The organism is Aeromonas sp. FDAARGOS 1407 (assembly GCF_019048725.1).
GTDB classification, from domain to species: Bacteria; Pseudomonadota; Gammaproteobacteria; order Enterobacterales; family Aeromonadaceae; genus Aeromonas; species Aeromonas enteropelogenes.
Genome location: NZ_CP077399.1, coordinates 307,493 through 332,381 on the forward strand (window position 1 = coordinate 307,493; position 24,889 = coordinate 332,381).

Below are 24,889 nucleotides of genomic sequence, written 5' to 3' on the forward strand. Positions count from 1 at the left end.
CTGCCTCTGGCAGCCCTTTTTAGTGATTATTCGCCCTCTTCCTCGGGCTCCAGCACCAGGGTCGGGATCAGCTCTCCGAACACCTTCTGCAACTCGTCACGGTTGGCCAGCAGATCCTGCAGTGTGTAGCTGTCCATCACCGCCAGGAAGGCATCCATCGCCTCCTTCAGGGCACTCTTCAACAGGCAGACCGAGACGATGTGGCAGGCTGGCGAGTTGCAGTCGATACCGTCGAGATTTCCCTCCAGCGCCCGGATCACCTGGCCAATGTTGACGGTCGCAGGATCACAGGCCATGCGAATGCCACCGTTCTTGCCGCGCTGGGATTGCAGATACCCCAGCTTCACCAGCTGGTTGACCACCTTCACCATGTGGTTGCGTGACACGCCGTACAAGGCCGATACCTTGGCAACACTTGAGAGCTCTCCCTCCGGCAGGGTGGCCAGATAAAGCAGGGCTCTCAATCCAAAATCTGTATAACTGGTTAGTCTCATAAAGCCTGATTAGCGCAATGCGAAAAGTGAAGTGTTGATCCAAATCAAATAAACATCTAGGATGCCATTTATTAAATGACATTTTATATGTTCAATTAGAAAGAGGTTCCCTATGCTAGACCAAACGACCGTTGCCGTCATCAAAAGCACCATCCCTTTGCTCGAATCGGCAGGTCCGGCGCTGACTCAACACTTCTATCAGCGCATGTTCAGTCATAACCCGGAATTGAAAGATATCTTCAATCTGGCCCATCAGCGCAGTGGCGGCCAACCGCTGGCACTGTTCAATGCCGTGGCCGCCTATGCGAAGAATATCGACAATCTGGGTGCCCTGGCCGGTGCGGTCGAGCGCATCGCTCATAAGCACACGGGGTTCCTGATCCAGCCCGAACAATATCACATTGTGGGTAGTCATCTCTTGGCCACGCTCAAAGAATTGGGCGGAAGTGCGATCACTGACGAGGTTCTGGATGCCTGGGGCAAGGCCTACGGGGTACTGGCCGACATCTTCATCGGCCGGGAGCGGGAGATCTATCAGGAGAAGGCGGCCCAGGCCGGTGGCTGGCAGGGAACCCGCCCCTTCATTATCAAGGAGAAGCGGGCCGAGAGCGCGCTCATCACCTCCTTCGTGCTGGCTCCGGCGGATGGTCAACCCGTGCTGAACTTCAAACCGGGGCAATACCTCAGTATCAAGCTGGCTCACCCCCAGCTCGAGTATCAGGAGATCCGCCAGTACTCCCTCTCCGATGCCTCCAACGGCCGGGAGTACCGCATCAGCGTCAAGCGCGAGCCAGAGGGACAAGTCTCCAACCTGCTGCATGACCATCTGCACGTCGGTGACAGTATCGACGTCATGCCACCGGCCGGCGACTTCTTCCTGCAGGCTGACAAGGCGACCCCGGTGGTGCTGATCTCCGGCGGAGTGGGCCTCACTCCCATGCTGAGCATGCTCAACCATCTGCTGGCCAGAGACCATGGCGCCAGCATCAGCTGGCTGCACGCCTGCGAACGAGGGGATCTGCACGCCTTCAGGGAGGATATCCGGCACAAGTGCGCGCAGCATGACAGGCTGCAGAGCCGGGTCTGGTACCGGGAGCCGATGGCTCAGGATCAGCAGGGGAAAGATTATGACTTCCGGGGAACTATGGATCTGGCTCAGGTGGCAGAGCTGCTCGCGCCCGATGCCCACTACTACTTCTGCGGGCCGCTTGGCTTCATGCAATCCATCAAGGATCAGCTGCTCGCGGCGGGCATTCCTGCCGGACAGCTGCACTACGAAGTGTTTGGTCCCCATAAGGATCTGTAAGGCGGGTTAAACACTTTCTCCTGACGAGGAGCCAGCCGGTCACGGCACGGTAACCTCCCACTCCCAACCCACGGATGCAGATCCGTGGGTCATTTTTTCAGTGCATGGCCTTGGCCCGAGCCACCACGTTGGCGGGCATGCGGTTGCCAAGCTGCTTCAGCAGGCTCGCCGCCTTCTGGTGCAATGCCTTGTCGCCTATCACTGAGCCGTGCAACCAACGGTAGGCATCCTCGTAGTCAAGCGGACTACCCATCCCCTGCAGCAGCATCTCGACCCACTCGATCCTGGCCCGCAGAAAACCCTGGCTGGCCGCCTCGCGCATCAGGGTTTCGGCACGCACCAGATCCTTTTGCACCAGCGTCCCCTTCCAGTAGTAGCGACCCAGCTGTTCCAGCGCAGGCGCCAGTCCCTGATTGGCTGCCTCCCACATATATTGCACCCCGAGCTCGGCATTGGACTTGGTGCAAACTCCCCAGGCCAGCATATCGCCCCACAGGAACTGATAGGCCGGGATCTTCATCACCGAGGCCCGCGCCTCGATATCCTGGGTCAACTGACAGCGGTCCTGTTTGACCTGTTTGAGATGGCGCCCCTGTTCAATCCAGTTGAGCAGCTCGTCCTGGCGATAGAGAGGTACCGCCTGCAACTCGCCAACCAACAGTGGCGTCACGACAGGAGCCGGAGCCGGCGTCGCCTGTGGCAAGGGGGCGGCCGCTGAAGTAGGTGCAGCACTGCTTGTTGGCGCAGGCGGCAGGGGTTCTGCCGGCAACAACACGGGAGCACTCGGGGTCGCGGCGGAGGGAACAGGCGCGGCGGCACTCGCAGCAGGGGCCACGGCAGCAACAGCAGGCGTCTCGCTTGGCGCAGCAGCCGACACCGCCTCGGCGCCGTACAAGGGCGAGGTAAACAGAATGCTCAGAACAAGAAGCGTAAGGGGTTTCATCATAGGGATCTCCTGCTGCTCTCTGTTATCGGCCAAAATCCCGCTCCCCTTAGCCTGTCACCTTGCCCAATAAAACAAAAGGGAGCCGAAGCTCCCTTTGCGCGAGGATGAACCGCTTATTTGACGAAGTCGACACCCAGCTGGATATCGGCTTTCAGGGTAGCCAGCATGCCTTCCATCGCTTCCTGCTCGAAGGCACTCAGCTTGCCGTAGTCCAGCACAGTCTCGACACCGTTCTTGCCGAGCAGCACCGGCTGGGCGAAGAAGGTAGCGTGCTCGCCGTTGCCTTCTACATAGGCGCACTCGATGACGTTGGCTTCGCCCTTCAGACCCTTGATGAGCGACAGACCGAAACGGCAGGCAGCCTGGCCCATGGAGAGGGTTGCGGAGCCGCCACCCGCCTTGGCTTCTACCACTTCGGTACCGGCATTCTGGATACGCTTGGTCATGGCAGCCACTTCCTCGGCAGTGAAGGAAGCCCCTTCAACCTGGGAAAGCAGCGGCAGAATGGTCACACCACTGTGGCCACCGATCACGTTGACACGCACGTTGTCGACATTCAGGCCCTTGGCGGCGGCCACGAAGGTCTCGGCACGGATCACGTCCAGAGTGGTGACACCGAACAGGCGACGCTTGTCATAGACACCGGCTTTTTTCAGCACTTCGGCGGCGATGGCGACGGTAGTGTTGACCGGGTTGGTGATGATGCCGATCAGGGCTTTCGGGCAGGTCGCCGCACACTTCTCTACCAGATTCTTGACGATACCGGCGTTGATGTTGAACAGATCGGAGCGATCCATCCCCGGCTTGCGCGCCACACCGGCAGAGATCAGCACCACGTCGGCACCGGCCAGGGCGGGAGTCGGGTCTTCACCGCAGAAGCCCTTGATGGCCACGTCGGTGGGGATGTGGCTCAGATCAACGGCAACACCCGGGGTCACGGGAGCGATGTCATACAGGCTCAGTTCGGAACCGGCAGGCAGACGATTTTTCAACAGCAGAGCGAGGGCTTGACCGATGCCACCAGCGGCACCCAGAACGGCAACTTTCATGATCAACTCCATGTTTAAGCGTAGGTTTAAGGTTGTTTGTTGTTGTGCGCCCAACCTTAATGGATCCCCCCATAAAAAACAATCTGATAACAGTTGCAATAACGGGTTATGTGAACCAGAAGACAGGCGGCGAATAAAAATGGGGAAAAATGCGAAAAATTGGAGGGGAAGCACAGATTTCCTGCATCACCCCTCACCACAAAGAGGTAGATTGACTGGTTTCAGCTCTGGAAGGCGAGGGCTCGCCGTTCACACCAGCGAAAACCAATTGTTAACAATCCGTTCATGGTCAGGTAGAGGGCACCCGCGACGCCGAACACCGCCAGGGTGTCATAGGTCTGGGCATTGAGACGCTGGGCCAGCCCCATGATGTCCATGATGGTGATGGTACTGGCCAGCGAACTGCCCTTGAGCACCAGGATCACCTCGTTGGAGTAGGCGGGCACCAGTCGCCGCGCCGCATGACGCACCTTCATCCACAGGGTCTGCCCCGCCGAAAACCCCAGCGCGCGGCACGCCTCCACCTCACCAGCCGGAATGGCGTCGAGTGCCCCCTTGAACAAGCGGGTCGAATAGGCAGCCGTGTTCAGGCCGAGTGCCAGCACGGCACAAAACCAGGGCTGCTTGAGCAATGGCCAGAGCGGACTCTGTTTAAGCCACTCGAACTGGCCGGGCCCGTAGTAGATGAGGAAGATCTGGATGAGCAACGGCGTGCCGGTGAAGATCAGCACCCACAACTGCACCAACTGGGTCGCAAGCGGGATGCGCCGCTCCAGCACCCAGGTCATCAGCAGCGCCAGCGTGATACCGAGCAGCAGGCTGAACAGGGTCAGCTCCAGGGTGGTCAGCAGCCCCCCCAGCAGGGTGACGAGATACTCTTGCATCGATTAGCCTCCGTAGCGGCGGGTATAACGGGCCGCGAGGCCAAGGCCGTATTCGCTCACCAGGCTGATGGCCAGGTAGATGAGTGCGGCGGCAGCATACCAGGTGAAGGGTTGATAGGTGCTGGCCGACGCCATCTGGGCTTGGCGCATCATCTCGTTGACCCCGATGAGGGAGACCAGGGCCGTGTCTTTCAGCAGCACCAGCCACTGGTTGCCCAGCCCCGGCAGGGCGTGGCGCCAGGCCTGGGGCAGCACGATGCGAAAGAAGATGTGGCCCTTGCCAAGGCCCAGCGCCAGCGCCGCCAGCCGCTGCCCGGCGGGCACCGCATTGAGTGCCGCCCGCAGGGTCTGGGTCGCGTAGCTGGCGAACAGCAGAGAGAGCGCCAGCACGCCACAGGCGAACGGGCTGAACTCCACATACTCACCTGTGATGAGAAACAGCACCTGGGTCGAGCCGAAGTAGATGAAGAGCACCACCAGCAGCTCGGGCAGACCGCGTATCAGGGTGGTGAGCGTGGCCACCGGCCACACCAGCCAACGGAGCTTGCTGAGCTCGGCGGCGCTGAACGCCAGCGCCAGCACCATACCCCCGACCAGTGATGCCAAGGCCAGCCCGAGGGTCATCCAGGCTGCGTCCAACAACAGGCTCAACATGGCTTACTGGGCGAAGTACTTGTCGAAGATCTTCTGATAGGTGCCGTTGGCCTTGATGTCGGCCAGCCCCTTGTTCAGCTTGGTCAGCAGCTCCTGGTTGCCCTTGGCCACCGCGATGCCAAAGCCGGTACCGAAGTACTTGGCATCGGTCACAGGCTCACCGACCACGGCGTAGTCCTTGTGCTGCTTGAGCCAGTCGGCAGCGACTGCGGTATCGGCAAAGACCCCGTCGGTGCGGCCATTCATCATGTCGAGGAAGGCGCTCTGATAGCTGGCGTAAGGCACGGTGAGCAACCCCTTGCCGACCCAGTTGTCCACCAGATAAGACTGGTGGGAGGTGCCATTCTGCACGCCGATCGTCTTGTCCACCATCTCTTCCGGCTGCTTGAAGGCATCCTTCTTGGCCACGAATACCGCCGAGTTCTCGTAATAGATGTCGGAGAAGTCGACCTGAGCGGCCCGCTCCGGGGTCACGTCCATGGCGGCGATGGCGGCATCATAGCGGCGGAACTTGAGGCTGGGGATCAGGCTGTCGAAGGCCTGGTTGTGGAAGCTGCACTCCAGCTTGGCCTGGGCACAGATGGCGCGGGCCAGATCGATGTCAAACCCCTGGAACTCGTTCTTCTCGTCCAGATATTCGAACGGCGCATAGGTGGCCTCGGTAGCGAACTTGATCTCTTGCGCCAGCACCTGGGTGCTCAACAGCCCCATGGCGGCAACCAGCAACAGACTCTTTTTCATGACAGCTTCCTTATCGACTCAATATCAATGCATCAAGAATTCGGCAAACCGGCTGGTTTGCGGAGATTGGAAAATGGCGGCGCTACCTGACTCTATGATGCGCCCCTTCTCCAGATAGATCACCTGGCTGGCCACCTTGCGAGCGAATTCCACCTCGTGGGTCACCACCACCTGGGTAATGCCGGTCTGGCTCAGGTTGCGGATGATCTCGGCCACCTCCTTGGTGATCTCGGGATCGAGCGCCGCCGTCGGCTCGTCAAACAGCAGGACTTCCGGATCCATCATCAGGGTGCGGGCGATGGCCACCCGCTGCTGCTGACCACCGGAGAGACGGGCCGGCCAGGCATCGCGCTTGTCGGCCAGTTGCAGCTGGGCCAGCAGATAGGCCCCCTTCTCGATGGCCGCCGCCTTGCTCATGCCGAGCACCTTGACCGGAGCCTCAATGAGATTCTCCATGACCGTGAGGTGGGGCCACAGATTGTACTGCTGGAACACCATGCCCACCTTGCGCCGCAACAGTTGTGACTGGCGATTGAAGTCGGCGGCAGACAGAGTGCTCGGGAAAGAAAATTCACTCTCGCCAATGCGCAGCACACCGGCATCCGGCGTATCCAGCAGATTCATCATACGCAACAGGGAACTCTTGCCCGCGCCGCTCGGCCCCAGTAATACCAGGGTCTCGCCGGGAGCGGTCCGGAAACTGACCTGTTGCAACACCGGCACCTTGTGCCAGGATTTTTCGATACCGACTAATTCAATACCCATACAACCAAATTGAATAAATTTGCAAAATTTCGTCCTAATTCTACCCCTTATCAAGGCTCACGCAAGCCATTTTTGAATCAATATGCAGAACAAGCGCCGCTTCCTTGCAAAAATCGGCATATGAATGCAAAATGGCCGCGCTGTTCGTATCTGCCGCCTGCCCTCTCGCAGGCCGCTACACCTCCTCATTCGTGAGACCAAGATGAAACACAACGACAAGCAAGAAAAACTGGCCAAGGCCTTTAAAGCCTTGCTGAAAGAAGAGCGATTCGGCTCCCAGGCAGAAATCGTTACCGCCCTGCAAGAGCTGGGCTTCGAGAACATCAACCAGTCCAAGGTATCGCGCATGCTAAGCCGCTTCGGCGCCGTTCGCACCCGCAATGCCAAGATGGAGATGGTCTACTGCCTGCCGGTGGAACTGGGCGTGCCCACCACCTCCAGCCCGCTCAAGAACCTGGTGCTGGACGTCGACCACAACGGCGCCCTGGTGGTGATCCACACCAGTCCGGGTGCGGCCCAGCTGATCGCTCGTCTGCTCGACTCCCTCGGCAAGGCAGAAGGGATCCTCGGCACCATCGCCGGTGATGACACCATCTTCATCACCCCCACCAGCGATACCGACATCGAAGAGCTCTATCTCTCCGCCCTCGAGCTGTTCGAACAGACCCCTTAATCAGGCCTGACGACCCGACCTGAACGAAAAATCCCGGCCAAGGCCGGGATTTTTGTTATCTGCACTCTCTGCTGATTCGGGTTTGTTGCCAGCTCGGACTTAACGGCCCCGGGCCAGCAAAAAGTCGACCGATGGCGCGAAGAAGGCCGCCCCTGTCACCGCCCTGGTGAAGCGCAGCAGATGGTCGAAGTGGCTGCCCTCCCCCTTGTACATGCTGGCCAGCATGGCGTTGAAGTGCAGCGGTGTGCGGCAGCAGGAGATGAAGTAGAGCCCCTGCTCGGTCATGGTGCCCCAGGGCATGCTCTGGCGCAGGATCTCCATGGACTCCCCCTTCGGAGTCTTGAGGTTGACCCGCTTGATGTGGGAGGTCAGCGGCTTGTCGGCCGACTCGTATTCGATGTTGTCGGCCTTGGTGCGACCGATGATGTCTTCCTGATCCTTCAGGGCCAGCTTCTCCCAGTCGCTCATGGCGTGTACCCAGCGCTGAACGTGAACGTAGGAGCCACCGGCAAATTCGCCACCGTCGATCAGCGCCACTTCGGCGCGGTGGTCATCCTGCGGGTTCTCGGTGCCGTCGACGAAACCGGTCAGATCGCGACAATCCAGATTGCGGAAACCGCGCACCTCTTCGGCAAGCTCCACCAGCCCGGCCAGCAGCGCCATCACGCGCTGACCGGCGTGATGCAGCACATCGACCCGATCGGCACGCAGCTGGACGAAGAGATCGAATGGGGTATTGGGCGCCTCCTGACCATTGGCGGACTGGGCCATGAAGCCGCGGAACTGGGGAGGACGGGCAGCGGGATAGAGGTCATCCCAGGCATCGGAGCCGATGGCGACCAGACCGCTGAAACCGGCATCGGGAAAATCGGCGGCGACGGCCTCCCACAGGGCAGGCATCTTGGCCAGACGGGCAACCAGCTCGGCTGCATCACCGGTACGATTGAACATCAGATAGAGGGCATGCAGATTCGGCTCTGCACAGATCCCGGCTTGGGCTTTCATGTATCTCTCCCCTGTATGGGCAATGGGCATGGCGCGATTATAAACCGCTATCGGGTCAGTTCCTTGATTTCACAACGATATCAGGTCTGTCACGGCAATGGATCAAACAGCACCAGCGCATGGGGGGCAACGTTGACCCGCGCCCGCTCACCGGCGAGGGGTTCGCCTATGCTCGCCTCCAGCCGCTGCCCCTGGATGTCCAATATCACCCGGCAGTGGTGGCCGAGGAATTGCTGTTCCAGCACTTTCAGCTCGCCACCGACCGCAGCCTCCAGCGACAGTTGCTGGGGCCTGAGCATCAGCTGCACCCGCTCGCCCACCGCCCGACCGTGGGGCTCGGTGCCGCACACCACGCCGAGCGCGGTCTGCACGCAGTGGCTGTCCACCACTTCGGCGGCCAGATAGTTGACCCCACCGAGAAACTCCGCCACGAAGCGGTTCTGCGGGCGGCGGTAGAGCTGCTCCGGCTGGCCCACCTGCTCGATATGACCGGCCCGGAACAGCGCCAGTCGATCGGCGAAGGCGAACGCCTCCTCCTTGCTGTGACTGACGAAGATGGCGCCGATCCCCTGCTGCTTGAGCAGGGCGCGGATCTCGAGGATCAGCTTCATCCTCACCTGGGTGTCGATGTTGGAGAAGGGTTCATCCAGCAGCATCAGCCTGGGTTTGCACACCAGGGCGCGGGCGATGGCGACCCGCTGCTGCTGGCCACCGGAAAGCTGGTGCGGATAGCGATCCCCCAGCCCCTGCAGGTTGACCAGCGCCAGCGCCTCTTCCACCTGCTGCTGGCGAGCCGAACGATCGAGCCGGGTCAGCCCGAAGCCAACGTTGTCCGCCACCGTCAGATGGGGGAAGAGGGCGTAATCCTGGAAGATCATGCCGATGTTGCGCGCCTCGGGCGGCACGCTCGCACTCGGCCCGTCCAGCAGGGTGTCGCCCAGGCGGATCGCCCCCTCTGCCAGTGGCATCAGACCGGCGATGGCCTTGAGCAAGGTGGTCTTGCCACAACCGCTCGCCCCCAGCAGGCAGACGATCTCGTTGTCGGCCACCGTCAGGGACAGCTGTTCCAGCACATTGCGACCGTTGTAACGGCAGCTGACATTCTCAACCTGCAGGCAAGACACGACTTACATCCTCATATGCTTTTGACTCAAACCGGCCGTGGCCGGTCGACAATCCGCGCCAGTGCGGGGTGGCGCTGTTTATAACATGTTTTCGGGGTCAGTGGCCCGGGCCATCCAGGCTGCGGTTGACCCAGATGAGCGGCAACAGGCCCACCAGCACGATGACGATGGCGCCGAGTGCCCCTCGTTCCAGCATCTCGTCCGACACGAACTGGTAAACATGGGTCGCCAGGGTATCGAAGTTGAACGGCCGCAGCAGCAGGGCGGCGGGCAGCTCCTTCATGGATTCGATGAACACCAGCATGGCACCGGCAAACAGGCCGCGACGCACCAGCGGCAGATGCACCCGCCGCAGCATGCCGCCATCTCCCTGTCCCAGGGAGCGGGCCGCCATGTCGAGGCTGGGGGAGATCTTGCCCATGCTGCTCTCCACCGAGCCGATGGCGATGGCCACGAAGCGCACCAGATAACCGAACACGATGGCGGTGAGGGTACCGGTCAGCAGCAGGCCCGGGCCCTGACGGCCGAGCCACTCGGCCAGATCGTTGATACCAAAATCGAGGGCCGTCAGCGGCACCAGCACGCCGATGGCGAGCACTGTGCCCGGCATGGCATAGCCCATGGCAGCGATGCGCAGGGGCAGCAGGCTTTTGACTCCACCGTCGAGGCGACGGAAGAAACCGAGCAACAGGGCGATCCCCATGGCAAGCAGGGCAGTCAGCGCCGAGATAAGCAGGCTGTTGCCGGCGAAGCGGACAAACTCCGGCGTCCAGGAGAGTTCGAAATAACGCACCCCATAATCCAGCAGGATGACGAATGGCAGGCCGAAGCCGGCCAGCACCAGCCCCCAGCACCAGAGCGCAGCCAACCAGCGTCGCGCCCCCTTGAGCGGGTAGCGCAACGGCTGTTCGTGACCCATGGACTTCTGGAACACCTGCTGGCGCTGGCGAGAGCGACGTTCCATCGCGATCAGCAGCACTACCGCCAGCAGCATCAGGCAGGAGAGCTTGGCGGCGGTGGCCAAACTGCCGTAGCCGAGCCAGGTGTCATAAACAGCGGTCGTCAGGGTGTTGATGGCAAAGAAGTGGACGGTGGCAAAATCGGCCAGGGTCTCCATCGCCACCAGCGATACGGCCACCATGATGGCCGGGCGCGCCAGCGGCAGGCTGAGGCGGCGAAAACTCTGCCAGGGGGTGCAGCCCAGCAGACGGCTGGAGTGAATGAGGCTGACTGACTGCTCCAGAAAGGAGGCGCGGGTCAGTAGATAAACGTAGGGAAACAGCACCAGCGCCAGCACCCAGGCGGCGCCGCCGAGGGAGCGGATGGCCGGAAACCAGTAATCGGCGGGGGATTGCCAGTCAAACAGGGTGCGCAGCCCCGCCTGCAACGGGCCCGAGTAGTCGAGCAGATCCGTGTAGACATAAGCCACTATGTAGGAGGGCATGGCCATGGGCAGCATCAAGGCCCACTGCAGGGCACGGCGCCCCGGCACCTGACACATGGCCACCAGCCAGGCGGTGGGCACGCCGAATAGCAGACTGAGCAGCACCACCCCGATAACCAGCCCCAGGGTATTGCCAAGATAAGCGGGAAGCACCGTATCGGCGAGATGGCGAAACAGATCTCCGTCAGCCGAGAAGGCGGAGAAGACGAGGGCAAGCACCGGCAAAGCCAGCAGCAGGGCGGTGGCCCAGCTGCCGGTAATCCATCCAAAATTTTTCATGTGTCCACAGATGTTGATGGGGCCGTTGGCCCCATCTGATTACAAGTCGAATTTCACTTCATCCAGCAGTTGCAAGGCGTCCTTGCGGTGCTTGGCGTAATCGCTGACCGGCATAGGGTCAGACTTGAAACTACCCCAGGACTTGACCATGGCGGAAGGCTCGACCCCGGCCTTGACCGGATACTCGGCATTCACGTCAGCATACATGTGCTGGGCGGTATCGCTGGCCAGGAACTCCATCAGCTTCTGGGCAGCATCTTTGTTCTTGGCATACTTGGTCATGGCCACGCCGCTCACGTTGACGTGGGCACCGCGATCCCCCTGGTTAGGGAAGTTGATATAGACGGCATCGGCCCAGGACTTCTGCGCCGGATCCTTCAGCATGGCGCCCAGGTAGTAGCTGTTGCCCAGGGAGACATCACAGATGCCATCCTTGATCGCCTTGACCTGATCCCGGTCGTTGCCCTGCGGCTTGCGAGCCAGGTTGCCCTTGACCCCTTCCAGCCAGGTTTTTGCATCCGCCATGCCGTGATGGGCGATCATGGAGGAGACCAGGGCCACATTGTACTCATGCTTGCCGCTGCGAGTACAAATTTTCCCTTTGAATTCAGGTTTTGCCAGATCTTCGTAGCTGATGGTGTCCAGCTTGCCGAGGCGCTCCTTGCTGGAATAGATGGCGCGCACGCGAGTGGTCAGGGCGAACCAGCGGTTCTCCGGATCACGATAGATGGAGGGGATGTTCTCCTGCAGGATCTTGCTGTCTACCGGCTGCACCAGGCCCTTGTCCACCAGATCGGTCAGCCGGCTGATGTCGACGGTCAGCATCAGATCCGCGGGGGAGAGCTTGCCTTCCCGCTCCAGACGCTCGTTCAGACCCTCTTTGGCGAACACCACATTGACCTTGATGCCCGACTCTTTCTCGAATTGCTGGATGATGGGCTTGATCAGCTCATCCTGGCGGTTGGAGTAGACATTCACTTCCCCTGCTGCAAACGCCGATTGAGCCGCCAACGCAGAAAAAGCCAGTGCCAACATCTTCATTTTCATCATCCATTCCTTGAGGTAGTTAGAGTGAGAACTATTGCCGTTTGCATTCTGCATATTACCCACCCTGGAATCAAGGCCGACCAGATGTGTGGAGTCACATATTTAAATCAGGATGAATAATGCGGGCGAAGCACTCTGCGGCGAACAAGCCTCCGTCCACAGGAGGCTTTCCAGCAACAAATCAGGAGAGAGGAAGAGGTGGCGCACTCGCGTCCCCAGTCCCGCAACCTAGTGGTCGCGGTTGGGATGCGGGGGTCGATGACCCCCTTGAGGCTCAATGGCCGTTGACCTCTATGGTCACATGCACCAGCTCTTCGTGGATGGCGAGCCGCTCGCGGATCTGCCCGGCTGGCAGAGGCACCGCCATCAGCAGGGAGAGTACACAGGCATACTGCGCCTGCCCCACCCGCCACACGTGGAGATCGCGGATCTCGGTATCGGGCAGCTCTGCGATCACTTCGCGGATCTCCGCCACCACGGGGTCGTCCATCTCGGCGTCCAGCAGCACCCGCCCGGTCTGGCGCAGCAGCCCGACCGCCCAAACCCCCACCAGACCGGCCCCCACTATGCCCATCACGGGATCCAGCCAGTCGGCTCCCCACAACATGCCCCCCACCAGGGCCAGAATGGCCAGCACCGAGGTGGCAGCGTCCGCCAGCACATGGATATAGGCGGCGCGCAGGTTCAGATCACTATGACCGTGATGTTCATGGTGATCGTGGCCATGATGGGCGTGACCGTGGTGATCATGGCCGTGATGGTGATGGCCGTGGTCGTCCTTGAGCAGCCAGGCGCAGGCCAGGTTGACCAGCAGGCCCAGCAGGGCGATGGCGATCGCCTGCTGGTAGTGGATCTCGCTCGGGTGGAGCAGCCGCTCCCCCGACTCCACCAACATCAGCAGGGCCACCCCCACCAGCATCAGGGCGCTGGTGAAGCCCCCCAGCACCTCAATTTTCCAGGTGCCGAAGCAGAAGCGGTGATCCCGCGCGAAGTGACGCGCCGCCCGATAGGCCAACACCGACAGCCCCAGTGCCAGGGCGTGGGAGCTCATGTGCCAACCGTCGGCCAGCAGGGCCATGGAGTTGAACCACCAGCCGCCACCGATTTCGGCCACCATCATGATGACGGTGAGCAGCACGGCCCAGCGGGTCTTGCGTTCGGCGAGCGGATTCCCCTCGTGAATGACGGGTTGATGGCAGTGGGACGAGGCGAGAGATGACATGGATTTCTCCTGATGCGGGACATGCCATATACTATACCCCAGTATAGTTTTATCGATCGAGGGGATCCTGATGTCACACACCATTCACGGCAAGAAGAAGCTGCTGGCGCGGGTTCGCCGCATCAAGGGCCAGGCCAGCGCACTGGAACATGCCCTGGAGCAGGAGAGCGACTGCGCCGCCATCCTGCAGCAGATCGCGGCCATTCGCGGCGCCGTCAACGGCCTGATGCTGGAGGTGCTGGAGGGCCATATGCGCGAGCACCTTGGCGCCGCAGAAGCCACTCCGGCCGAGCGCATGGAAGATCTCGACCAGGTAGTCAGCGTCCTGCGATCCTACCTGAAGTAATCGGGAAGCCACCGGCCCGCAAATGATCGCCCGAAGCCGCCATCCCCACGTGCGCCGGGCTTGAGCCCTTGCCCGCTTTACGCCATGATGACCGCCGATCATTGATCGCCATCATCTGGATTTTATTTCGCAAGGACCCCCCATGTTTGAACACGTCGACGCCTACGCTGGCGACCCCATCCTGACCCTGGTCGAGACCTTTCACAAAGACACCCGTGAGCAGAAGGTGAACCTCGGGATCGGTCTCTATTACGACGAGCAGGGGCGCATCCCGCTGCTGCCGTCGGTGCAGCAGGCCGAGGCCCAGCGCGCCGCCGCACCGGCGCCGCGTCCCTACCAGCCGATGGAGGGTGCCGCCAACTACCGCACCGCGGTGCAGCACCTGCTGTTTGGTGCCGATCATGAAGCGGTCAAGGCGGGGCGGATCGCCACCATCCAGACCATAGGTGGCTCTGGCGCCCTCAAGATCGGCGCCGATCTGCTCAAGCGCTACTTCCCGACCTCCGAGGTGTGGGTGAGCGACCCCACCTGGGATAACCACAAGGCGATGTTCGAGGGGGCCGGCATCAAGGTGCACGACTACCCCTACTATGATGCGGCCACCGGCGGCGTCCGTTTCGACGCCATGATCGACTGTCTGAACCAGCTGCCGCCGCAAAGCATCGTGCTGCTGCACCCCTGCTGCCACAACCCGACCGGGGTGGATCTCTCCCGCGCCCAGTGGGATCGGGTCATCACCCTTGTGGTCGAGAAGAAGCTAATCCCCTTTATGGATATCGCCTATCAGGGCTTCGGCGACGGCCTGGAGGAGGATGCCTACGCCATTCGCGCCATGGTCGCCGCCGGTGTCAGCTTCTTCGTCAGCAACTCGTTTTCCAAGAACCTCTCCTTCTACGGCGAGCGCTGCGGCGGCCTGTCGGTCATCTGCCAGAACGCCGAAGAGGCAAGCCGGGTGCTGGGCCAGATGAAGGCCACCGTGCGCCGCAACTACTCCAGCCCACCCACCCACGGCGGCCAGATCACCGCGGCCGTGATGAGCCAGCCCGAGCTGCACGCCATGTGGGTGGATGAGGTGACCGAGATGCGCACCCGCATCAAGGGGATGCGCCAGAAGCTCTACGAAGTGCTGAGCGCCAAGGTGCCAGGCCGCGATTTCAGCTATTTCATCAACCAGCGCGGCATGTTCAGCTACACCGGCTTCACGCCGGAGCAGGTCGACCACCTGCGCGAGGAGTTCGCCGTCTACCTGGTGCGCTCCGGTCGCATGTGCGTGGCCGGCCTCAACAGCCGCAACGTCGACTACGTGGCCGATGCCATGGCCGCCGTGCTCAAGGGCTAATCCCGTCAGCCCCGCTTTGGCGGGGCTTTTTCTTGTCCCCTGCCCGCTTTATGCAACTTCAGAAGTCATCAGATACCTGATTGCACTCTCCCGCCCAAACATGAGTACGCCATCCAGTCACCCCGAATTGACTTCCCAACCTTGGCGCTCGCCAGTACCGTAGGCAGCTGGTCGATTCTTTTCGCTTTCATCCTCTTTCAGGAGCCTTTATGGATCTGATCGCCCTGTCCCGATTGGGAGGACGCCATCTGGTCACCCTGCACCTGCTGCTCGACTGCCAGAGCGTCACCCGCTGCGCCGAGCGACTCTGCACCACCCCTTCCACCGTCAGCAAAACCCTCAACCAGTTGCGGGAATTGCTCGGTGACCAGCTGCTCTACCGCCAGGGCAACCAGTTGCTGCTCACCCCCTTCGCCGAACGGCTGGCGCCTACCCTGCACCGGCTGCTGAGCGAGCTGAGCGGCCTGACCCAGCAAAACGCCTTCGACCCTCTGCAGTGGCAGGGCACCCTGCGCCTGGGGATGCGGGAAAGCATGATGACCTGGCCGGTCGGCCCCATTCTGGGGCTGCTGATGCAGGAGGTGCCCGGGCTGGTTCCCGAGATCTGGAACAAGGATGAACAGGGGCTGGAGGCGCTGGTCGCGGGCAAGCTCGATTTCGTGATCCTGCCCCATGATCAGAGCCAGCCCCCGCCCCGCCAATCCGGGCTGGTATGGGAAACCCTGCGGGAAGAGAAGCTCGTCTGCCTGCTGCGCCGAAATCACCCGGCCCTGGCGCGACACTGGGACCTCGACGCCTACCTGAGCTGGCGCCATATCGCCATTCGCGACAGCGAACTGGCCAATCCCTTCTTCGAGCAGAGCCTGGCCCAGCAGCAGGTAAGGCGCCAAATTGGCGCCACCATGCCGGATTTTTCCAGCGCGGCAGCCCTGCTGCCCGGGACGGATCTGATCCTCACCGCCGTCGGCGGCTGGGCCGCCCACATGGCAAAGCAGGCAGATCTGGCGCTGCGTCCCGCCCCGTTCGATTACGGCAAGGTGAGCCACAGCCTGGTGTGGTACGGCCCGACCGGAGAGAGTTCGGCACGCAACTGGTTCCGGCAACGGATCCTGGCGCTGGGGCGGGATCTCTCGCCGCCCTGAGCGGGCGGCAAGTCATATTCAGGCTGGGCGAAACATGACCCCGGCTATCAGGGACGCTTGGTATAGATGGGGCCGGGGAAGGGAGAGACGTTGTTGCCAAGCTCGGTGATGCGGGCAGCCCCCTGTTTTTGCACCTCATCGATGCGCAGCACCTGGTGCATGGGGATCAGGGTGTGGCGCACATCGGCAAATTCGCTCTTGAGCTTCTCGTGGCTGGGGTCGACGATGAGAGCCGAGTGGGTGTCCCAGACAAAATCCGCAATGTCGATAAAGCCGAACAGCTGCCCCTGATTGACCTCGCGCACATACACCTCATAGCGCTCGCTGTGGCAAATGAACTGAACCCGATATAACGCCTTGCTTTCACTCATGATTATCTGTCATTGAGGGAGAATGGCCGATATTCTAGCCGCCGTCCGGCTCCCCGACCAATAGACAGAAATCACAGTTGCAGCCTTTATCCTGCCCGGCAGAACCGGATAACTACTCACTCATCAGGGCTGGCAACGAGACTGGCCCCAAACCAATCCCGGTTAGCCGATTGGCCAGCAAGACCAGTTCGCTGCGGGATGCCTGCGGCCAGTTTCGTGCCTCGCCGCGCACCCCGTGGTGACGAAAACCGTTGAGGCGGATGGGCACAGATCCCAATCGCCGCAAGAAGGCGATCAGGTCAGGCGCCAGCTCCCCCTGCCCATCGAGAAAATCGCTGCACCCCGGCACATGGAGCAGGCGCAGCTCGGCCAGCTTGCCCTCCTCCGCCAGCAGTTGCAGCGAGGCCAGCACCCGCTCGCGGCCATAGCCGGTCAAGGATAGATGTACCGACTCTCGCCACCCCTTCAGATCGATCATGGCGCCATCGAGCACGGGCAACAGCCGCCGCCAGCCGGTTTCCGCCAGGGAGCCATTGCTGTCGAGCAGGCAGGTCAGGTGCGCCAGATCCTGCGCCTGCTTGATGGCGGTGAACAGGGCGATCACGAAGGGGAGCTGGGTCGTCGCCTCGCCGCCGGAGACGGTAATGCCGGTAAGCAATGGGCCGTAGCGGCGCAGCAGGGACAGCACCTCGGCCACCGTCATGATGCTGGTCTTGGGGCTGGCGCTACGGGGGCAGATATCCAGACAGGCATCGCAATCGGTACAAAGCGCCGCCTGCCAGCTCACCCTGCCCTCATCCAGGGTCAGGGCCCCGCTTGGGCAACCTGGCACGCAGTCACCGCAGTGATCGCACAAGCCTATGGTGTGGGGGTTGTGGCAACTTGGGCAGTTGAAATTGCACCCCTGCAGAAACAGCACCAGGCGGTTGCCCGGCCCGTCGACACAGGAGAAGGGCAACATCCGGCTGACCCGGGCGCTGCACTGCCTGGCGCTATCTTTCATGTCGCCGCCATTCACAGTTCGCTGACGAGCGCCTCATGGGCGATGACCCGCGGCGCCCGCTGGCGGATGGCGGTCACCTCGCTCGCCTCGGCACCGAGACAGGTGGTCTGCAGCCGCGAGCCCTCTTCGGCAAAACGGGCCACATCGCTTTTGCGGATCATGTAGCCGGTCACCCGCACCAGATCGCTGTCCGCCACGTTGGCGGTGAACTCCCGCATACCGATGGCGAGTGCCCCCTTGCACAGCTGCAGCAACGCCTGCGGATTCTGGCGAATGGTGGGCTCCAGGGTGAGGATCTCGCTGATCCCCGAGTGGTAGAAGCCGTGATGGGGCGCCAGGGCCAGCACATGGCTGGCGGGATCCGGCTCCTGACCATAGGGAATGCGCACTCCCGGGGTCACGCCCACATCCACGCTGAGACCGCCCTGGGAGTGAAGCAGCGCATGACCGCGCCAGGCGTGGGGCTGAGGCGCCTCCTGCACGTAACGGGCGAGCTGGGCAGAGATGCGATAGCCGAGCTGGTTCGCCTCCTCCTCACGGCCGTAGCGATCCGGCAGATTCTCCTTGTCCATCAGGATATTGACCGCCTCCGCCATGCCATAGATGCCAAACATGGGGACGAAGCGCGCCTCTTCCAGCAGTCCCTCCTTGATCAGGAAGCTGTCGAAGAAGCCGGACTCACGGTGCAGAAACGCGGCGCGCGCCGTGATCAACTGGGAGGCTAGGCGACAGTAGTGGGGTAGCAGGCAACCGAGAAAATCGTCGATCCCCTGCGCCTGTTCGGCCACCCGCTTGAGGGAAATGCGCACCAGGGTGTTGGCGCCACCGGCCAGCGGCAGGGCGTTGTAGCAACTGACGATGCCAAAGCCGCGCTCGTCAAAGGTCGCGCTGTGGATCGGGTAGTTGGCGATGTGGGGCTTGCTGCAACTGGCGATATTCTTCACCCCCTGCAACAGCAGCGCATCCGGCGTCACGGCAGGATCGTGGAACAGGGTCAGATTCGGCGCCACCTGCTTGAGCTCGCCGTCGATGCGCAGGATCAGGCGGCAGAGACGGTTGCCATCAGGGCCAATGTTGACGTGCATGAAGGCATCCGGCAGCACCCGATCCAGGTAGATCCAGAATGCTTTCAGCTTGCGATAGAGCGCATCGTCATCCAGCCCGCCGACGAAAGGCAGCAGCAGGTGATCGAGCCGCCCCAGCCAGACCGGCATGCCGGTGACGGAGGGGACATGGTGATAAAGGATGCGCAGGGCATCAAGCGCCTCGTCGAAATCCTGCGGCGGTGCCAGTTCCAGCCAGGCGGAACCCTGACGGAGGAAACGTTCATAATCGGGCAACACATAGCGCGGTTTGTAGGGAGCATGCCCTTCGAACATGTCGCAGATAAACCCCTGCGCCATCGCCTCGCTTACCGCCTCGGGCAGGTCGGGATAGGGCAGGGCATTTTCGGCGGCCAGCGCCAGGGCGTGGCTCTTCTGGGCCGGTGACAGCAGGGGATCGCGAACGATACGCTGGCAGGCTTGGGTGAAAGACATGGGGCGCTCCTATACAGATGACACCATATCCTTACCCTTTGAAGGCCTTTTTTGAAGTGACATTGGCAACATGGCGGATGTCAATAAATGACATCCGCCATGCGGGATCACGCCCCGTTCGCCATCAGGACAACAGCACTGCCACGCCCCCCAGCCAGCGCAGCAGGAAGAAGCCCCCCATGCCGACCACGACCACCACCAGGGTCGGCAGCCGTAGCAGGGTCAGAACCGTCACCAGCAGGGTGGCGGCCAGATAGTCGGGATCCCAGGAGATCCCCTGCCCCGGCTCGTAACTGAAGACGATGGGCAGCCAGATGGCGGTCAGCACCGACTGGGCCGAGAAGCTGAGGAAGGCCCCCATCTCGGCACCGGGCTGATAGCGGGTCAGGCGCGAGAAGAAGGCGAAGCGGTTGCAGAAGGTGATCAGGGCCAGCAGGCCTATCATCAGCCAGGTCATGCTTATCTCCTCATCCGGTGCAGCACGTATCCCACCACCATGCCGGAGAGGGCCGAGACGATGATGTAGACCTCCGCCAACAACGGCTTGGTGAGCAGCGCCATGGATCCGCTCACCAGGGTCGCCGCCACCATGGGCAGGTTCTTCATGGCGGGAATGGTCATGGCGATAAAGGTGGCCGCGATGGCGAAATCCAGTCCCATCTGATCCAGACCGTCGATGTACTGGCCGGCGGCGATGCCGAGCAGGGTCGCCAGATTCCAGAACAGATAGAAGACGAAACCCGCGATCAGGGCATAGGCGGGGTCGAAGCGCCCGTTGTGCTCCCTGTCCTTGAGCGCCACCGCGAACATCTCGTCGGTCAGAAAGAAGGCGAGACTCGCGCGCCAGCGCAGGGAGAGCGGCAGCACGTCACGGCGAAAGGTAAAGCCGTACAGCAGATGCTGGGAGGTGATGACAATCGTTGACCCCATGATGGGCAGCAGCGGCGTGCCCGCCCCGAACAAAGTGGTGGCCGAAAGCTGGGCCGCGCCGGCATAGACCAGCAGCGACATGCATTGGGCCTGCAGCGGGCTCAACCCGACCTGCAGCGCCAAGGCGCCGCACAATATCCCCCAGGGGATGACCGAGATGGAGAGGGGCAAAATATCGAGTGTCGCCTGCCACCAGCGCACTCGGGACAGGCGAGAAGCACCGCCAGACAGCGCTGCAGGATTGACGTCCATATCTGTTTTCCACAACCGAACAAAACCAGCAAGCTACCATAGCCGCGCAGAAACGCTAACTTCTGTCGCAAGTGATGACTCTGTCAGTGCCAGCACGTCGTGCTTGCTCGGCGCCCCCTGCCCATAACCGGTATGATTTCTGTCATGGAGGATGCAAAAAATATTTTCCACGCCCTTCAAGACGCGCCGCAGAAATAGATACTGATAACTCAGCTAACAACCATAAATGAGCAAAGCTTTATTCTGAAAAATATAAATAACACCACTTATTAAACTTTCTAATTAATCATCAGGCTCTATATTCAAATAATGACTAGCGTATATAAAAGGAGGATATTTGATATTCATCAAAATGTGAGACACTCCAAAGCAGCCATGTAATGCATTGATACACAATGTCATTTAATTGCCTTGTTTTTATAAATAGTTAGCTGGTTAAGCTTGGGGACAGCTAGTGAATTTAAAAATGCCCCGCTGAAAATAACCCCCTATGAGATAAATCCGACTTCACTTTCACCGTGAGAGCCCGCTATGCAATACGATACCAACCCGGAACTGGAACGCCGCTTGTTTAACAAGTTGCTGGATGTACTTATCAAGGCGGGACTGATCCTGGCCCTGGTTATCATCTGCTACGGGATCTTCTCTCCCTTCCTGACCCTGATGCTGTGGGCCCTGATCCTGGCAGTGACCCTCTATCCCGCTCACCAGCGTCTGGCGGCACGACTGGGCAATCGCCAGGGCCGGGCGGCGACCCTGCTGGTGCTGGGAGGCATAGCCCTGATCGTGGTGCCCACGGCGATATTGACCAGCTCGCTGGCCGACACCATCACAAGCCTCATCCACGACATGAGGAACAACACCCTGCAACTCCCCCTGCCCAAGGAGTCGGTGGCGGGCTGGCCTGTCATAGGTGACAAGCTCTATGCCGCCTGGCATATGGCGGCGACCGATCTGCCCGCCTTTATCCAGAGCATGCAGCCCAAGATTGGCAACATCGCCAAGACGGCGCTCGGCATGGTCGCCAGCATGGGGACCGGCATACTGCAGTTCATCCTCTCCTTCGCCATCGCCGGCATCATCATGGCTTACGGCATGCCGGGCCATCAGAGTGCCAAGGCCATCTCCACCCGTGTCATGGGCGATGCCCGGGGTGACGAGTTCGCCACCCTCTGCACCGCGACCATCCGCGCCGTGGCCATGGGGGTGATCGGGGTCGCCTTTATCCAGGCCATCCTGCTGGGTCTCTCGGTCGCCATCGCCGGCATCCCGGCACCCGGCCTCATCGCCCTGGTTGCCCTGATCCTCGGTATCGCCCAGATCCCGGCCGCAGTGATCTTCATCCCCGCCGTCATCTACATCTGGAGCAGCGGCGACTACGCCACCGTGCCGGCCATCATCTACACCGTGATGCTGGTTGCCTCCGGCCTGGCTGACAACGTGCTCAAGCCCATACTGCTGGGACGCGGTGTCGACGCCCCCATGCCGATCATTTTGCTGGGCGCCCTGGGCGGCATGGTATCGAGCGGCATCCTCGGCATGTTTGTCGGTGCCACCCTGCTCGCCATCGGCTATCAGGTCTTCATGTCCTGGGTGGCCGGGCACCATCTCGCCCCCCAGGGCGGCGACAACCAAGCCGCAGAGCCGCAAGATGCCCCCTAAGCCAAGTCGTCACCTTCATCACAGGGCGCCCCTCGGGGTCGCCCTGTTCGGCAGCCTGCTGCTGAGCGCCTGTACCACCCTGGGGCCGGACTATGTCAAACCCGAGGGAGGCGCCGCCGACACCTGGCAGGGGGGCTCCCTCGGCCAGGTCAAGGGAAACTCGTTTGCCGACACCAACGACCAGTGGTGGACCCAGTTCCAGGATCCCGTGCTCGACGCCCTGGTGCAGGAAGCGCTCAGCAAGAACCACAGCGTACGCGCCACCGGCCTGCGCATCCTGGAGGCCAGGGCCCAGCTCGGCATCGCCGATGCCAGTCGCTATCCCCAGTTGCAGCAGGTCAGCGGCAGCGCCATGCCGGTCGGCCAGGTGCGGGATGGCCCCAACACCGATTTCGTGAGCTATAGCCTTGGGGCCAACCTCGGCTGGGAGATCGATTTCTGGGGCAAATTCCAGCGCAGCATTGAAGCGGCCGATGCCAGCTACTTTGCAACCCTGGCCCAGTACGACGATATCCAGGTCCTGATGGCCGCCCAGGTCGCCACTCTCTACGTCAACATCCGCACCCTGGAGGCGCGGCTGCAGATCTCCCGGGAGAACGCCCGCCTGCAACAACGCAGTCTGGAGATCACCCAGAAGCAGTTTCGCAGCGGCAACAGCGACGAGCTGGACGTGCAGCAGGCCAAGACCCAGTACCTGAGCACCCTCTCCGGGATCCCGGCGCTGGAGGCCAGTCTGCGGCAGAGCCAGAATGCCCTGAGCACCCTGCTGGCTCGCGCCCCCGGCCCCCTGCCCGAGATGAGCGACAACACTGGCAAAATCCCGCACGCCAGCCTGCAGCTGGCCAGCGAGCTGCCGGCAGATCTGATCCGCCGTCGCCCGGATGTGCGCAGTGCCGAGCGGCTGATGGCGGCCCAGTCGGCCCTGATCGGCGTCAGCGAGGCCGAGCTCTACCCCTCCCTGACCTTGCTGGGATCCCTCGGCCTCTCGGCCACCTCACTCTCCGGCAGCAGCACCACCCTGGATTGGGGAATAGGGCCAAGCTTCAAATGGAATGTGTTTGACCATGGCCTGCTCAGCAATGCCGTGCTGGTGCAGGATGCGCGCTTCCAGCAGCTCAAGGAGAGCTACCAGAACACCCTGCTGACTGCGGCCCGCGAGATCGACGACGCCGCCATCGGCCTTGCCAAAAACGAAGAGCAGATAGTACTGCTGGAGCAGACGGAGCAGGCCGCCCGCCGCTCCCTCGAGATAGCCAATATCCGCTACCGTGAGGGCATGGCCGACTTCCAGCGGGTGCTCGATTCCCAACGCGCCCTGTTCAGTCAGCAGGAGCGACTGGTCAGCAGCCGCGGCAACGTGATGCTCAGCCTTATCTCCCTCTACAAGGCGATGGGAGGCGGTTGGCAACAAGGACGCACTCGTCCCCTGCTCGACGAGCAGAGCCGCCAGGAGATGCAATCACGCAGCGACTGGGGCCCCATGCTGACCGATCCCCTGCCCGCCGCCCGTGCCCCCTAATGTGATGACGAGAAGACCATGAGCCAAGATCCCCAGCCTTCCCAACCTACTCCGTCTGCTCCCCCAGCCCCTGCGGGCAAGGGGAGCCGCGTCGCGACCCAGCTGCTGCTCGTCCTCATCGGCCTGAGCCTGCTCTGGTATTTTGCCGCCGATCGCCTGACTCCCTACAGCTCACAGGCCAGGGTGCAGGCCTTCGTGGTCCCCATCGCCGCCCAGGTCTCCGGCCAGGTACAACAGGTGCTGGTGAAGAACAATGACGACGTGGCCCAGGGCCAGCCCCTGTTCGAGATCGATCCGAGCCAGTACCAGATAGCGCTGCAACGGGCCAGATCCGATTACGACTCGGTGCTGCGTTCGGTCAACGCCGCCTCGGCCGGTGTCACCGCCGCCGAGGCCTCGCTCCAGGCCGCCAAGGCCAACCGCCTCAAGGCCGAGCAGGATGCCAATCGCCAGGAGCGGCTCTATGCCGAGGATCCGGGCGCCATCTCGGTGCGCCGCCTCGAAGTCGCCCGCGCCACCAGGGTTCAGGCCCAGAGCCAGGTCAAGGCGGCCGAGGCCAGCCTGATCCAGGCCAAGGAGGCCGCTGGCAACAGCGGTGACAAGAACTCCCAGCTGATGAGTGCCCGCTCCGCCATCGAGAAGGCCGAGCTGGATCTCGCCCACACCAAAGTACTCGCCCCCTCTCGCGGGCTGGTGACGGATCTGCGTACCGACGTCGGCCAGTTTGTCTCGGCAGGGGCTCCCGCCATGACCCTGATCGCCATCCACGACGTCTGGATCAGCGCTGACATGACGGAGAACAACCTGGGCAATCTGGCCCCGGGCGACGAGGTCGCCATCGTGCTGGATGTGATGCCGGGTCAGGTGTTCAAGGGGCGGATCCGCAGCCTGGGCAACGGGGTCAGTGCCGGCAACCAGACGGCGGCGGGCAGCCTGCCCACAGTGCAGAACAACCGCGACTGGCTGCGCCAGGCCCAGCGCTTCCCGGTGGCCATCGAGTTCGACAAGGAAGAGCTGTCACGGTTGCAGGGGATCCGGGTCGGCGGCCAGGCCGAAGTACTGGTCTACAGTGGCGACAACTGGCTGATGAACGGCCTGGGAGCCCTCTTCATCAGGCTGATGAGCCTGCTCTCCTATCTCTATTGAGCGTGCCC

At 61.7% G+C, this 24,889-nt stretch carries 25 protein-coding genes; 8 read left to right on the plus strand and 17 right to left on the minus strand.

Annotated features, from left to right (window positions below):
• Positions 1–26: 26 nt before the first annotated feature.
• Complete coding sequence (locus I6L37_RS01515) at positions 27–494, minus strand: Rrf2 family transcriptional regulator (RefSeq protein WP_026456667.1); 468 nt, start codon at positions 492–494, stop codon at positions 27–29.
• A 112-nt stretch (positions 495–606) separates the two neighbouring features.
• Here I6L37_RS01515 and hmpA point away from each other — a divergent pair, with 112 nt between their 5' ends.
• On the plus strand, positions 607–1,800 hold the full coding sequence (gene hmpA, locus I6L37_RS01520) for an NO-inducible flavohemoprotein (RefSeq protein ID WP_042070456.1): 1,194 nt from the start codon (positions 607–609) through the stop codon (positions 1,798–1,800).
• Positions 1,801–1,897: 97 nt separating this feature from the next.
• On the opposite strand, the gene I6L37_RS01525 is transcribed toward hmpA, so the two are convergent.
• The 6 genes from I6L37_RS01525 to I6L37_RS01550 form a co-directional block, all read right to left on the minus strand.
• Positions 1,898–2,446, minus strand: coding sequence for a tetratricopeptide repeat protein (locus tag I6L37_RS01525; protein ID WP_224212266.1), 549 nt, complete (start codon positions 2,444–2,446; stop codon positions 1,898–1,900).
• Positions 2,447–2,859: 413 nt separating this feature from the next.
• Positions 2,860–3,795, minus strand: a complete 936-nt coding sequence (gene mdh, locus I6L37_RS01530; RefSeq protein ID WP_042070459.1) for a malate dehydrogenase — start codon at positions 3,793–3,795, stop codon at positions 2,860–2,862.
• A 221-nt stretch (positions 3,796–4,016) separates the two neighbouring features.
• Positions 4,017–4,679, minus strand: a complete 663-nt coding sequence (gene artM, locus I6L37_RS01535; RefSeq protein ID WP_042026678.1) for an arginine ABC transporter permease ArtM — start codon at positions 4,677–4,679, stop codon at positions 4,017–4,019.
• Between the two features lie 3 nt (positions 4,680–4,682).
• Positions 4,683–5,333, minus strand: coding sequence for an arginine ABC transporter permease ArtQ (gene artQ / locus I6L37_RS01540; protein WP_042070460.1), 651 nt, complete (start codon positions 5,331–5,333; stop codon positions 4,683–4,685).
• Positions 5,334–5,336: 3 nt separating this feature from the next.
• On the minus strand, positions 5,337–6,074 hold the full coding sequence (locus tag I6L37_RS01545; RefSeq protein ID WP_042070462.1) for a transporter substrate-binding domain-containing protein: 738 nt from the start codon (positions 6,072–6,074) through the stop codon (positions 5,337–5,339).
• Between the two features lie 24 nt (positions 6,075–6,098).
• Complete coding sequence (locus I6L37_RS01550; protein ID WP_042070463.1) at positions 6,099–6,839, minus strand: ATP-binding cassette domain-containing protein; 741 nt, start codon at positions 6,837–6,839, stop codon at positions 6,099–6,101.
• Positions 6,840–7,041: 202 nt separating this feature from the next.
• Between I6L37_RS01550 and argR the strand changes: the two genes are divergently transcribed.
• Complete coding sequence (gene argR / locus I6L37_RS01555) at positions 7,042–7,512, plus strand: transcriptional regulator ArgR (RefSeq protein ID WP_005340378.1); 471 nt, start codon at positions 7,042–7,044, stop codon at positions 7,510–7,512.
• Between the two features lie 99 nt (positions 7,513–7,611).
• Here argR and I6L37_RS01560 read toward each other — a convergent pair whose 3' ends face one another.
• From I6L37_RS01560 to dmeF, 5 genes are all read right to left on the minus strand, one after another.
• Positions 7,612–8,517, minus strand: a complete 906-nt coding sequence (locus I6L37_RS01560) for a Dyp-type peroxidase (protein ID WP_201941896.1) — start codon at positions 8,515–8,517, stop codon at positions 7,612–7,614.
• Between the two features lie 89 nt (positions 8,518–8,606).
• Positions 8,607–9,641, minus strand: coding sequence for an ABC transporter ATP-binding protein (locus I6L37_RS01565; RefSeq protein ID WP_201941900.1), 1,035 nt, complete (start codon positions 9,639–9,641; stop codon positions 8,607–8,609).
• Positions 9,642–9,738: 97 nt separating this feature from the next.
• Entirely contained in the window at positions 9,739–11,364 is a 1,626-nt protein-coding gene (locus I6L37_RS01570) for an iron ABC transporter permease (RefSeq protein WP_216993100.1), read from the minus strand.
• A gap of 39 nt (positions 11,365–11,403) precedes the next feature.
• Positions 11,404–12,411, minus strand: coding sequence for a Fe(3+) ABC transporter substrate-binding protein (locus I6L37_RS01575; RefSeq protein ID WP_216994107.1), 1,008 nt, complete (start codon positions 12,409–12,411; stop codon positions 11,404–11,406).
• Between the two features lie 274 nt (positions 12,412–12,685).
• Positions 12,686–13,633: a CDF family Co(II)/Ni(II) efflux transporter DmeF gene (gene dmeF / locus I6L37_RS01580; RefSeq protein WP_216993101.1), complete on the minus strand. Its 948-nt coding sequence runs from the start codon at positions 13,631–13,633 to the stop codon at positions 12,686–12,688.
• Between the two features lie 70 nt (positions 13,634–13,703).
• Between dmeF and I6L37_RS01585 the strand changes: the two genes are divergently transcribed.
• The 3 genes from I6L37_RS01585 to I6L37_RS01595 all read left to right on the plus strand — a co-directional run bounded on the left by I6L37_RS01585 (position 13,704) and on the right by I6L37_RS01595 (position 16,460).
• Positions 13,704–13,979: a metal/formaldehyde-sensitive transcriptional repressor gene (locus tag I6L37_RS01585; protein WP_216993102.1), complete on the plus strand. Its 276-nt coding sequence runs from the start codon at positions 13,704–13,706 to the stop codon at positions 13,977–13,979.
• A gap of 142 nt (positions 13,980–14,121) precedes the next feature.
• Positions 14,122–15,318, plus strand: coding sequence for an amino acid aminotransferase (locus tag I6L37_RS01590; RefSeq protein WP_216993103.1), 1,197 nt, complete (start codon positions 14,122–14,124; stop codon positions 15,316–15,318).
• A 209-nt stretch (positions 15,319–15,527) separates the two neighbouring features.
• Positions 15,528–16,460: a LysR family transcriptional regulator gene (locus tag I6L37_RS01595; protein WP_216993104.1), complete on the plus strand. Its 933-nt coding sequence runs from the start codon at positions 15,528–15,530 to the stop codon at positions 16,458–16,460.
• Positions 16,461–16,507: 47 nt separating this feature from the next.
• On the opposite strand, the gene I6L37_RS01600 is transcribed toward I6L37_RS01595, so the two are convergent.
• From I6L37_RS01600 to I6L37_RS01620, 5 genes are all read right to left on the minus strand, one after another.
• The gene (locus I6L37_RS01600; protein WP_026456223.1) at positions 16,508–16,831 is read right to left on the minus strand and encodes a DUF1820 family protein; all 324 of its coding nucleotides are present in this window, start codon (positions 16,829–16,831) and stop codon (positions 16,508–16,510) included.
• Positions 16,832–16,943: 112 nt separating this feature from the next.
• The gene (locus I6L37_RS01605; protein ID WP_216993105.1) at positions 16,944–17,834 is read right to left on the minus strand and encodes a YjjW family glycine radical enzyme activase; all 891 of its coding nucleotides are present in this window, start codon (positions 17,832–17,834) and stop codon (positions 16,944–16,946) included.
• Positions 17,835–17,845: 11 nt separating this feature from the next.
• Complete coding sequence (locus I6L37_RS01610; RefSeq protein WP_216993106.1) at positions 17,846–19,372, minus strand: YjjI family glycine radical enzyme; 1,527 nt, start codon at positions 19,370–19,372, stop codon at positions 17,846–17,848.
• 124 nt (positions 19,373–19,496) lie between these two features.
• Positions 19,497–19,829, minus strand: a complete 333-nt coding sequence (locus tag I6L37_RS01615) for an AzlD domain-containing protein (protein WP_042070476.1) — start codon at positions 19,827–19,829, stop codon at positions 19,497–19,499.
• Between the two features lie 2 nt (positions 19,830–19,831).
• A complete protein-coding gene (locus I6L37_RS01620) occupies positions 19,832–20,554 on the minus strand; it encodes an AzlC family ABC transporter permease (RefSeq protein ID WP_042070478.1) in 723 nt (240 codons plus the stop codon).
• Between the two features lie 531 nt (positions 20,555–21,085).
• Here I6L37_RS01620 and I6L37_RS01625 point away from each other — a divergent pair.
• Genes I6L37_RS01625 through I6L37_RS01635 form a run of 3 tightly spaced genes read left to right on the plus strand, consistent with a single transcriptional unit; the run spans position 21,086 to position 24,881 of the window.
• On the plus strand, positions 21,086–22,216 hold the full coding sequence (locus tag I6L37_RS01625; protein ID WP_216993107.1) for an AI-2E family transporter: 1,131 nt from the start codon (positions 21,086–21,088) through the stop codon (positions 22,214–22,216).
• Positions 22,206–23,735 (plus strand): efflux transporter outer membrane subunit, encoded by a 1,530-nt coding sequence (locus I6L37_RS01630; protein ID WP_216993108.1) that lies wholly within the window; start codon positions 22,206–22,208, stop codon positions 23,733–23,735. Before I6L37_RS01625 ends, I6L37_RS01630 begins: the two co-directional genes overlap by 11 nt.
• An 18-nt stretch (positions 23,736–23,753) precedes the next feature.
• The gene (locus I6L37_RS01635; protein ID WP_216993109.1) at positions 23,754–24,881 is read left to right on the plus strand and encodes an HlyD family secretion protein; all 1,128 of its coding nucleotides are present in this window, start codon (positions 23,754–23,756) and stop codon (positions 24,879–24,881) included.
• The last annotated feature ends 8 nt before the right edge of the window (positions 24,882–24,889 follow it).

Coding starts and splice junctions, on each gene's coding strand:
- I6L37_RS01635 (WP_216993109.1), top strand. CDS start 23,754: ATGAGCCAAGATCCCCAGCCTTCCCAACCTACTCCGTCTGCTCCCCCA.
- I6L37_RS01605 (WP_216993105.1), bottom strand. CDS start 17,834: ATGAAAGATAGCGCCAGGCAGTGCAGCGCCCGGGTCAGCCGGATGTTG.
- I6L37_RS01570 (WP_216993100.1), bottom strand. CDS start 11,364: ATGAAAAATTTTGGATGGATTACCGGCAGCTGGGCCACCGCCCTGCTG.
- I6L37_RS01590 (WP_216993103.1), top strand. CDS start 14,122: ATGTTTGAACACGTCGACGCCTACGCTGGCGACCCCATCCTGACCCTG.
- artQ (WP_042070460.1), bottom strand. CDS start 5,333: ATGTTGAGCCTGTTGTTGGACGCAGCCTGGATGACCCTCGGGCTGGCC.
- I6L37_RS01515 (WP_026456667.1), bottom strand. CDS start 494: ATGAGACTAACCAGTTATACAGATTTTGGATTGAGAGCCCTGCTTTAT.
- I6L37_RS01625 (WP_216993107.1), top strand. CDS start 21,086: ATGCAATACGATACCAACCCGGAACTGGAACGCCGCTTGTTTAACAAG.
- I6L37_RS01575 (WP_216994107.1), bottom strand. CDS start 12,411: ATGAAAATGAAGATGTTGGCACTGGCTTTTTCTGCGTTGGCGGCTCAA.
- I6L37_RS01610 (WP_216993106.1), bottom strand. CDS start 19,372: ATGTCTTTCACCCAAGCCTGCCAGCGTATCGTTCGCGATCCCCTGCTG.
- hmpA (WP_042070456.1), top strand. CDS start 607: ATGCTAGACCAAACGACCGTTGCCGTCATCAAAAGCACCATCCCTTTG.
- I6L37_RS01595 (WP_216993104.1), top strand. CDS start 15,528: ATGGATCTGATCGCCCTGTCCCGATTGGGAGGACGCCATCTGGTCACC.
- I6L37_RS01545 (WP_042070462.1), bottom strand. CDS start 6,074: ATGAAAAAGAGTCTGTTGCTGGTTGCCGCCATGGGGCTGTTGAGCACC.
- I6L37_RS01585 (WP_216993102.1), top strand. CDS start 13,704: ATGTCACACACCATTCACGGCAAGAAGAAGCTGCTGGCGCGGGTTCGC.
- I6L37_RS01615 (WP_042070476.1), bottom strand. CDS start 19,829: ATGACCTGGCTGATGATAGGCCTGCTGGCCCTGATCACCTTCTGCAAC.
- dmeF (WP_216993101.1), bottom strand. CDS start 13,633: ATGTCATCTCTCGCCTCGTCCCACTGCCATCAACCCGTCATTCACGAG.
- I6L37_RS01550 (WP_042070463.1), bottom strand. CDS start 6,839: ATGGGTATTGAATTAGTCGGTATCGAAAAATCCTGGCACAAGGTGCCG.
- artM (WP_042026678.1), bottom strand. CDS start 4,679: ATGCAAGAGTATCTCGTCACCCTGCTGGGGGGGCTGCTGACCACCCTG.
- I6L37_RS01620 (WP_042070478.1), bottom strand. CDS start 20,554: ATGGACGTCAATCCTGCAGCGCTGTCTGGCGGTGCTTCTCGCCTGTCC.
- I6L37_RS01600 (WP_026456223.1), bottom strand. CDS start 16,831: ATGAGTGAAAGCAAGGCGTTATATCGGGTTCAGTTCATTTGCCACAGC.
- argR (WP_005340378.1), top strand. CDS start 7,042: ATGAAACACAACGACAAGCAAGAAAAACTGGCCAAGGCCTTTAAAGCC.
- mdh (WP_042070459.1), bottom strand. CDS start 3,795: ATGAAAGTTGCCGTTCTGGGTGCCGCTGGTGGCATCGGTCAAGCCCTC.
- I6L37_RS01560 (WP_201941896.1), bottom strand. CDS start 8,517: ATGAAAGCCCAAGCCGGGATCTGTGCAGAGCCGAATCTGCATGCCCTC.
- I6L37_RS01630 (WP_216993108.1), top strand. CDS start 22,206: ATGCCCCCTAAGCCAAGTCGTCACCTTCATCACAGGGCGCCCCTCGGG.